Here is a 7,719-nt window from a genome sequence, read left to right as displayed (position 1 = left end):
CATTTTCAGCAACTCTTCGTTCTGATATGTTTAATATCAGAACTTTGGTGGACATGGGAGGAATCGCCATTCTCCATGCGTATCAGAGCAGAATATTTGAGTATATGGCAGAAAAAGAACTTTCTGCCATGAATCTTGTGCTGAAAACTCAGTACGACCAGTATCGTAATTATCAGGACAGTCTGGATCTGATCCAGATGAAGTACCATGACCTGAAACATCAGATTGCAGGACTGAGAGCAGAAACAGACAGTGTGAAGCGTGGGGAATGGCTGGATGCCATGGAAGATGAACTTAGTTCTTTTGAGACATGGAACAAAACAGGAAACTGTGTTCTGGATACCATACTTGCAGCAAAAATTTTTCACTGCAGAAAAAACAATATTCAGATTACCTGTGTGGCAGATGGGAAAATTCTGGATTATATCCATGTAATAGATATCTGTACGATTTTTGGAAACGCTTTGGACAATGCTATTGAACATGTGGTTATGATCCCGGAAAAGGAAAAGAGACTGATTCATGTATCGGTTTCCCAGAAAAAGAATTTTGTTTTTATTAAAGTAGAAAATTACTGTGAAAATGAGATTATAAAAAATGAGCATCAGTTGATCAGCACAACAAAAAGCGATAAGCAAAATCATGGATTTGGTTTAAAAAGCATGATACAGACAGCGCAGAAATATAACGGAAGTGTGGATTTTGGAGTAAAAAATAACTGGTTTGAGCTGAAGATACTGTTGCCCAGGGGATGAGCCCTGGGCATTTTTTTGCATTTTATGCAGAATTTCTGCATTTCATGCCAGATTCAGGAGAATGGAGAAAAGTCTGCTATACTTCTTGCAACAGGAAACAGAGCGTAAGGTTTCCTGAAAGTACCAAATAAAAGAAGGAAAGGGAAAAAACGATGGTAAAATTTTTAACACAGGTACTGGGCCCGATTTTTACAGGTCTGGGAGTCAGTGAAGCAGACCTGAAATCTTATATTACGCAGCTTCAGGGATATATTTACGTGATCCTTGCAGCTCTTGTAGTTATGATCGTAGTTCTGTTTGCTGCCTCAAAAGCAAAAAAAGGATTCCGGCATATCATCCGGTGGCAGGCAGTTCTGGCATTTGTTGCAGTGATCGCAGTGATTGCCAACGTAATCTGTTATGGTCCTATGTACACAAACGTTTCTGGATTTTTAAATGCCTCAAAGGTAAATTTAAGCGAGGCAACTGTAAAGCAGAGTAAGGAAACAATCCAGAAAGTAGGAGAAGAAGGTGTGATCCTTGCAAAAAACGAGGGACTTCTTCCACTTTCTGAAGATGTAAACAGTCTGAATGTCTTTGGATGGAACTCTACAAATCCGATTTTCGGAGGAACTGGTTCAGGATCTTCAGATGCCTCTACTGCAGTAGGCATCCTTCAGTCTCTTCAGGACGCAGGATATAAAACAAATGAAACTCTTACCAAGATCTACACAGATTACCGTACTGAGCGTCCGACAGTCAGTATGAGCGAACAGGACTGGACACTTCCGGAGCCTACAGTGGATGTTTATACAGATCAGGTAATGGAGGAAGCAAAAGAGTTTTCTGATACCGCAGTGGTTGTGATCGGACGCTCCGGCGGAGAAAACGCAGACCTTCCTACAGACATGAAGGCAGTTATTGACGGAACCTACAATATTGCAAAAGAGGTTGCAGCAGCGCCTGAAAACTTTGGTTATACCAACTCCTCTTATACAAATAACGGGGATTATGATGATTTTGAAGAAGGCGAATCTTATCTGGAGCTTTCCAGAACAGAGGAGGATATGGTTGAGAAAGTGTGCTCCGAATTTGACCATGTTGTTGTGATCATCAATGCAAACAATCCCATGGAATTAAGCTGGGTGGATGAATACGAGGAAATCGGAGCTGTGCTTCTGGCGCCGGGTGCAGGAAACACAGGTTTTGCAGCTCTTGGGGAGATTATGAACGGTTCTGTAAATCCTTCTGGAAAAACAGCAGACACCTATGTAAGAGATCTTCTTAATACACCCTATATCAATAATATCGGAAACCATTCCTACAACAATGTAGAAGATCTGAATCAGCAGATGGTAAAGGATGATCCGGCAGCCCTTGGTAATATTTCTTTTGTAAATTATGCAGAGGGTATTTATGTAGGATATAAATTCTATGAAACTGCTGCAGAAGAAGGCTTTATTAATTATGAAGATACCGTTCAGTATCCGTTTGGTTACGGACTGTCTTACACAACTTTTGAGCAGTCTATTGAGAATTTTGTTGACGACGGACTTACAGTATCTTTTGATGTAAAAGTAAAAAATACAGGCGATACAGCAGGTAAGGACGTAGTACAGGTTTATTTCACACCTCCTTATACAAACGGAGGAATTGAAAAAGCATCTGTAAACCTTATTGATTTTGGAAAAACAAAGATTCTTGAGCCAGGCGCAGAGGAAACACTTTCCTTTGTTATTGCAAAAGAAGATATGGCTTCTTATGATTCTGAGGGAATCAAGATCCAGGGAGGCGGATATATTCTGGAAAAAGGCGAATATACGATTTCCCTTCGTTCTGACTCCCACACAGTTCTTGCAGAAGAAAGCTTTGAAGTAGAAGAGGATATTGACTACAGCAAAGAGGGACGTTCCAGTGATCTGACACCGGCAACTAACCAGTTTGAGGATTATGCAAGAGGAACATTTGTACAGCTTTCCCGTAAAAACGGATTTGAAAACTATGAGGAAGCCTGCGGCGAAGTGGACGAGGCTCTGTATACCATGTCTGACGAAACCCGCAAAGCTGTAGAAGAAAATGTTTTCGGAATCTATGACGGAACAAAATATAACAACGAAGAAGATGAAATGCCGACAATGGGTGCAGACAATGGTCTTAGTCTGTATCAGTTGAGAGGCCTTGACTATGACGATGAAAAATGGGATCAGCTTCTTGATCAGTTAAGTTTTGAAGATATGGTGACCCTGATCAATGTTGGAGGTTGGCAGACAGCGGAAATCAAATCAGTAGGAAAGATTGCTACTTCAGACTGTGACGGTCCGGCAGGTTTAAGTAACTTTGTAACAGGAGCATATGGAACCGCATATCCATCAGAGCTTCTTATGGCACAGACCTGGAATAAGGAACTTGCATATGAAATCGGCCAGTCCATGGGTCAGGAATATAAGGACGCCAATAACTTTGGATGGTATGGTCCGGCTATGAATACCCACCGCTCTGCTTTTGCAGGACGTAACTTTGAATATTATTCAGAAGATGGTGTGCTGGGAGGATATCTTGCGGCAAACCAGATGAACGGTGCTTCTGAAAAGGGAGTATACGCGTATATCAAGCACTTTGCCCTGAACGATCAGGAAATCAACCGTATTTCTGTACTGACAACCTACGCGTCTGAGCAGGCCATTCGAGAAATCTACCTGAAACCTTTTGAGATTGCAGTAAAAGGTTTTGAGGGTACAAGCGCTGCAGCAATGTCATCCTTTAACTGGATCGGAACACAGCCAAGCTGTGGCAATGAATATCTTCTGAACAATGTACTTCGCGGCGAGTGGGGCTTTGTAGGAATGGTAGAGTCTGATTATGACGGATCTTATGGATATATGATCACAGATAACTGCATCCGAAGCGGTAACGATCTGATGCTTGGATTTAACAGCGCAGAAACCAATAAGTTGGAGGATAAGAGCGCAACTGCAGTAAAAGCAATGCGTCAGGCATGTAAGAATATCCTCTATACAGTAGGAAACAGCGGTTATTATGAAGGAGATCAGGATCCGGCAGGCAAGATGTCAAATATGACAAAAATCTTTATTACTGTTGATGTAGCTGTGGCTGCAGTGATCCTTGTAATTGAGATCATCCTTATTGTTCGTTACAGAAAGAAAAAAAGAACATTCAGGCAACTGTTGAAGAATAATTAAAAGCAAGCTTCCTGCACCATAGTACAGCCTGTGGCTGCAGGAGGCTTTTTATCAGGAGGCAATCATATTTTGGAAATAAAAAAATTATTGCAGGAAATGACAACTGAGGAAAAGGCTGCTTTTTTAAGTGGAAAAAACGTCTGGCAGACCCGGGATTTTAAGAGATTAGGCATTCCGTCTATTTTTTGTTCAGACGGACCTCACGGTATCCGTAAACAAGCTGGGGCAGGGGATCATTTGGGGCTGAACGCTTCTCTTCCCGCCACCTGTTTTCCCACAGCAGCGACCATTGCCAACAGCTGGGATGAAGAGCTTGGAGAAGAGCTGGGAGCTGCCCTTGGAGAGGAAGCCTCTGTACAGGATGTGAATGTACTCCTGGGACCGGGACTGAATATAAAGAGAAGTCCGCTCTGCGGAAGAAACTTTGAATATTTCAGTGAAGATCCCTATCTATCTGGTAAAATGGCAGCCTCTTATATCAGAGGGATCCAGAGTCAGGGAGTTTATGCTTGTCCTAAACATTTTGCAGTAAACAGCCAGGAACTTCGCCGTATGGCAATGGATTCTGTTCTGGACGAAAGGACGCTGCGTGAAATTTACCTTACCGGATTTGAGATTGCAGTAAAAGAAGGGCACCCCGGTTCTATTATGTCCAGCTACAATGAGGTCAATGGTGTTTATGCAAATGAAAATAAACATCTTCTTCAGGATATCCTCAGAAAAGAGTGGGGCTTTGATGGAATCGTGATCACAGACTGGGGCGGTTCCAATGACCATGTCCAGGGGGTGGCGGCAGGATCTAATCTGGAAATGCCTGCTCCGGGACTGGATTCTGCAAGAGAAATCCTGCAGGCTCTAAAAGAAAAGAAACTGACAATGGAAGAACTGGATTCCTGCGTGGAGGATCTTCTAAAAGCAGTGATGACCTTAAGCGCTAAAGCAAAAAATAAAAAGACATCGTTTTCAAAGGAAGAACATCATGAACTGGCAAAAAAAGCTGCAGAGCAAAGTGCGGTTCTTCTGAAGAATATAGATAATATTCTTCCTCTGGCTCCAGGAACAAAGGTTGCCGTAATCGGTGATTTTGCTGTAGAGCCAAGATATCAGGGCGCAGGCTCTTCAATGGTAAATCCGACAAAGCTGGAAACAATGGAACAGGTCATGAGAAACTATGATCTGGAGGTTGTGGGAATCTGCAGAGGCTATCAGCGTTCTGGAGAAGAAGACGCGGTGATGAAAAAAGAAGCCCTTGATCTTGCTGCGAATGCAGAGGTTGTAATTTATTGCTTTGGTCTGGATGAACTTAGTGAATCCGAAGGCCTTGACCGCCCTCATATGCGCATACCTCAGAACCAGATAGAGCTTTTGAAGGCGATTGTTCAGGTAAATGAAAATGTGACAGGTATTTTAAGTGCAGGAGCTGCTGTGGAAATGCCATGGCACAACTGCTGCAAGGCCATCCTTCACGGATATCTTTACGGACAGGCCGGAGCAGGGGCAATGATGAACATTCTGACAGGAAAGGTAAATCCTTCCGGTCATCTGAATGAAACTTATCCCTTAAGCTATGAGGACACCCCGGCGTTCCGGTATTTCCCAAGTGCGCAGAGAATTTCCCAGTATAGGGAGAGTATTTATATAGGCTACCGTTACTTTGCTACGGGAAAGGTAAAGGTACAGTATCCCTTTGGATATGGTCTTTCGTATACCACCTTTGAATATTCCAATATAAAGGCAACAGAAAAGGGTGTGGAATTCACACTGACAAACACAGGTAAATATGACGGCGCTGAAGTTGCCCAGCTTTATGTAGGACTTCCGAACGCTATTGTATTCCGCCCGGAAAAAGAGCTGAAGGGATTCAAAAAAGTATTCCTGAAATCCGGAGAGAGCAGACAGATTTTTATTCCTTTTGATGATAAGACCTTCCGTTACTGGAATGTTAAGACAAACAGATGGGAAACGGAAATGGGAACCTATCATATTATGATCGGATCTAATGTGGAAGACATCCGTCTGGAGGCTGAGCTTTCGTTAGAAGGAACCACAAAAGAATATCCGTATAATCCGGCAAAGCTTCCTTACTATTATACAGGAATCATTCAGCAGATTTCTGATCAGGAGTTTGAGGAACTTTTGGGACGTCCCATTCCTTCAGGAAAATGGTCGGGAGACCTTGACAGAAACGACGCTATTTGTCAGATGTATTACGCAAAAAGCAGACTTGCCCGGCTTATTTATAAGTGTCTTACCTATTTGAAGAAAAAAAGTGAAGAAAAGGGAAAGCCGGATCTGAACATTCTATTTATTTATAATATGCCTTTCCGGGGAATTGCCAAAATGACAAACGGAGCAGTCAGCCGGGAGATGGTAGATGGAATGGTAATGGCTGTAAATGGCCATCTTTTCCGAGGCCTGAAAAAAATAATCGGTGGATTTTTTGCAAATATCAGAGCAAATAAAATGTACGAGGAGAAATTGAAAAATGAATAAATTAATGGAGTGGTGGATGCCTAAGTGGCAGGCTTTTGAGAAAAAGTTCCCAAGGCTTTCCAAATGGGTTTATCAAATTGCCTTTTTCTTTTTGTTCAGCATGGGAGTTACAGTATTTCAGTACCTGGTGTTTACCTTTATGCCTGGAATGCTGGGCATAGGCCTTGCAGGCACAGAATTTATGTGGCCGCAGGTTCCGATGAAGATTTTTGGCGTGGAGTTTACCTGGAGTCTTCTGGGATATAACGTTCTTCGCGATGCTTCTGGAGCAGTGTTGATCGGAGGCGGACTGGGATACTTTATCAGCTATGAGGTGGGATCTTTTCTGGCTCAGTGCATAAACTTTCCTCTTCAGAGAAATATTACTTTTAAAAGTCATGGAAACCCTGTATATCAGGCAATGTGGTATTTTATTGCATGGATCGTGATTTCCCTGATCTGCAATGGATTTAACAATCTTTGGATGCCGGTTGCGGCGGTGTACGTTCCCCCGGCTGTGTATAATCTGCTGGTGACATTTATTACAGGCGGCGTTTCCATGGTAATTTTTTTCTTTGTATTTAAAATTATCTTTCCGGAGGGAGAGGCAAAGAAAAACAAATAAAAAGTGTTTTGAAATAAGAGCTGCAGATTCCGTTATTTCGGAATAAGCGGCTCTTATGCTTATGAAAAATTTTCCCAGTTGAGTGAAAAAGGTTTCATGTTATAATAATCCCATCTTTGACAGTTGCGTTGTTTCAGACTATAGTAATTTTTATTTTCCCTTACTGTTTTTCTGCATTCTTCAATCTGCCACCTGCCTTCACTTACGTTTAAGATAGCACGTACATCATCGTCTAATAAATCAGTACATACAGCATAAAGACCATCGTACTGTTCTTTGGTTGCAATCTTGTCTTCATCAAGATATTTTACAATCTTTGCAACTTCCCCCTCCTCTGTAGCAGTCTGTGTACCAATAAATCTGGCGGGATCATTCGGATTCTTCCTCTGTTTCTTTGTGCTGCCTGATTTAATCATTTTTTTTGCACGTTCTACCTGAGCGTCTCGAATAGTTTTTTGGTAACGTGCATATTTAGGTGAATAAGTGACCATCAGTCTTTGATGTAAGTTTTTTGTTATCTGGAAAAAGTTATTGCAGCAGGTATTTCTTCAATTGTTTCCAGAGCTGCAGTCACTGAGGAGGCAATACATCTGGCACGAAAAAATAAGATTACAGTGTATGGATTTGTAAGAAATGGAAATCTTTATTCCGACAGTATGTTCAAAAATAGATTCCTATAGTATACATC

At 41.9% G+C, this 7,719-nt stretch carries 5 protein-coding genes and 1 pseudogene; 5 read left to right on the top strand and 1 reads right to left on the bottom strand.

All coding sequences use genetic code 11. The annotated features are described in order from the left end of the window. The 4 genes from RDS42_RS09955 to RDS42_RS09940 all read left to right on the top strand — a co-directional run. A partial coding sequence (locus RDS42_RS09955) for an ATP-binding protein (protein WP_308783527.1) occupies positions 1-755 on the top strand: 755 nt, incomplete at its 5' end. 152 nt (positions 756-907) lie between these two features. Continuing rightward, entirely contained in the window at positions 908-3,934 is a 3,027-nt protein-coding gene (locus RDS42_RS09950) for a glycoside hydrolase family 3 C-terminal domain-containing protein (protein WP_308783526.1), read from the top strand. 69 nt (positions 3,935-4,003) lie between these two features. After that, positions 4,004-6,427 (top strand): glycoside hydrolase family 3 C-terminal domain-containing protein, encoded by a 2,424-nt coding sequence (locus tag RDS42_RS09945; RefSeq protein WP_308783525.1) that lies wholly within the window; start codon positions 4,004-4,006, stop codon positions 6,425-6,427. Beyond that, on the top strand, positions 6,420-7,031 hold the full coding sequence (locus RDS42_RS09940; protein ID WP_308783524.1) for a hypothetical protein: 612 nt from the start codon (positions 6,420-6,422) through the stop codon (positions 7,029-7,031). The genes RDS42_RS09945 and RDS42_RS09940 overlap by 8 nt, the downstream gene beginning before the upstream one ends. 152 nt (positions 7,032-7,183) lie before the next feature. Here the strand turns inward: RDS42_RS09940 and RDS42_RS09935 are convergent. After that, positions 7,184-7,546: pseudogene (locus RDS42_RS09935) on the bottom strand (transposase); the annotation flags it as partial. Between the two features lie 3 nt (positions 7,547-7,549). On the opposite strand from RDS42_RS09935, the gene RDS42_RS15025 reads away from it, so the two are divergent. Next, the gene (locus tag RDS42_RS15025) at positions 7,550-7,711 is read left to right on the top strand and encodes a formate dehydrogenase accessory sulfurtransferase FdhD (protein ID WP_369124214.1); all 162 of its coding nucleotides are present in this window, start codon (positions 7,550-7,552) and stop codon (positions 7,709-7,711) included. Positions 7,712-7,719: the final 8 nt, after the last annotated feature.

The sequence above is a fragment of the uncultured Blautia sp. genome, from assembly GCF_902497045.1.
GTDB lineage: Bacteria > Bacillota > Clostridia > Lachnospirales > Lachnospiraceae > Blautia_A.
Note: the sequence above shows the minus strand (reverse complement) of the source record. Positions and strands in the feature narration are given on the sequence as shown.

Coding starts and splice junctions, on each gene's coding strand:
- RDS42_RS09950 (WP_308783526.1), top strand. CDS start 908: ATGGTAAAATTTTTAACACAGGTACTGGGCCCGATTTTTACAGGTCTG.
- RDS42_RS09940 (WP_308783524.1), top strand. CDS start 6,420: ATGAATAAATTAATGGAGTGGTGGATGCCTAAGTGGCAGGCTTTTGAG.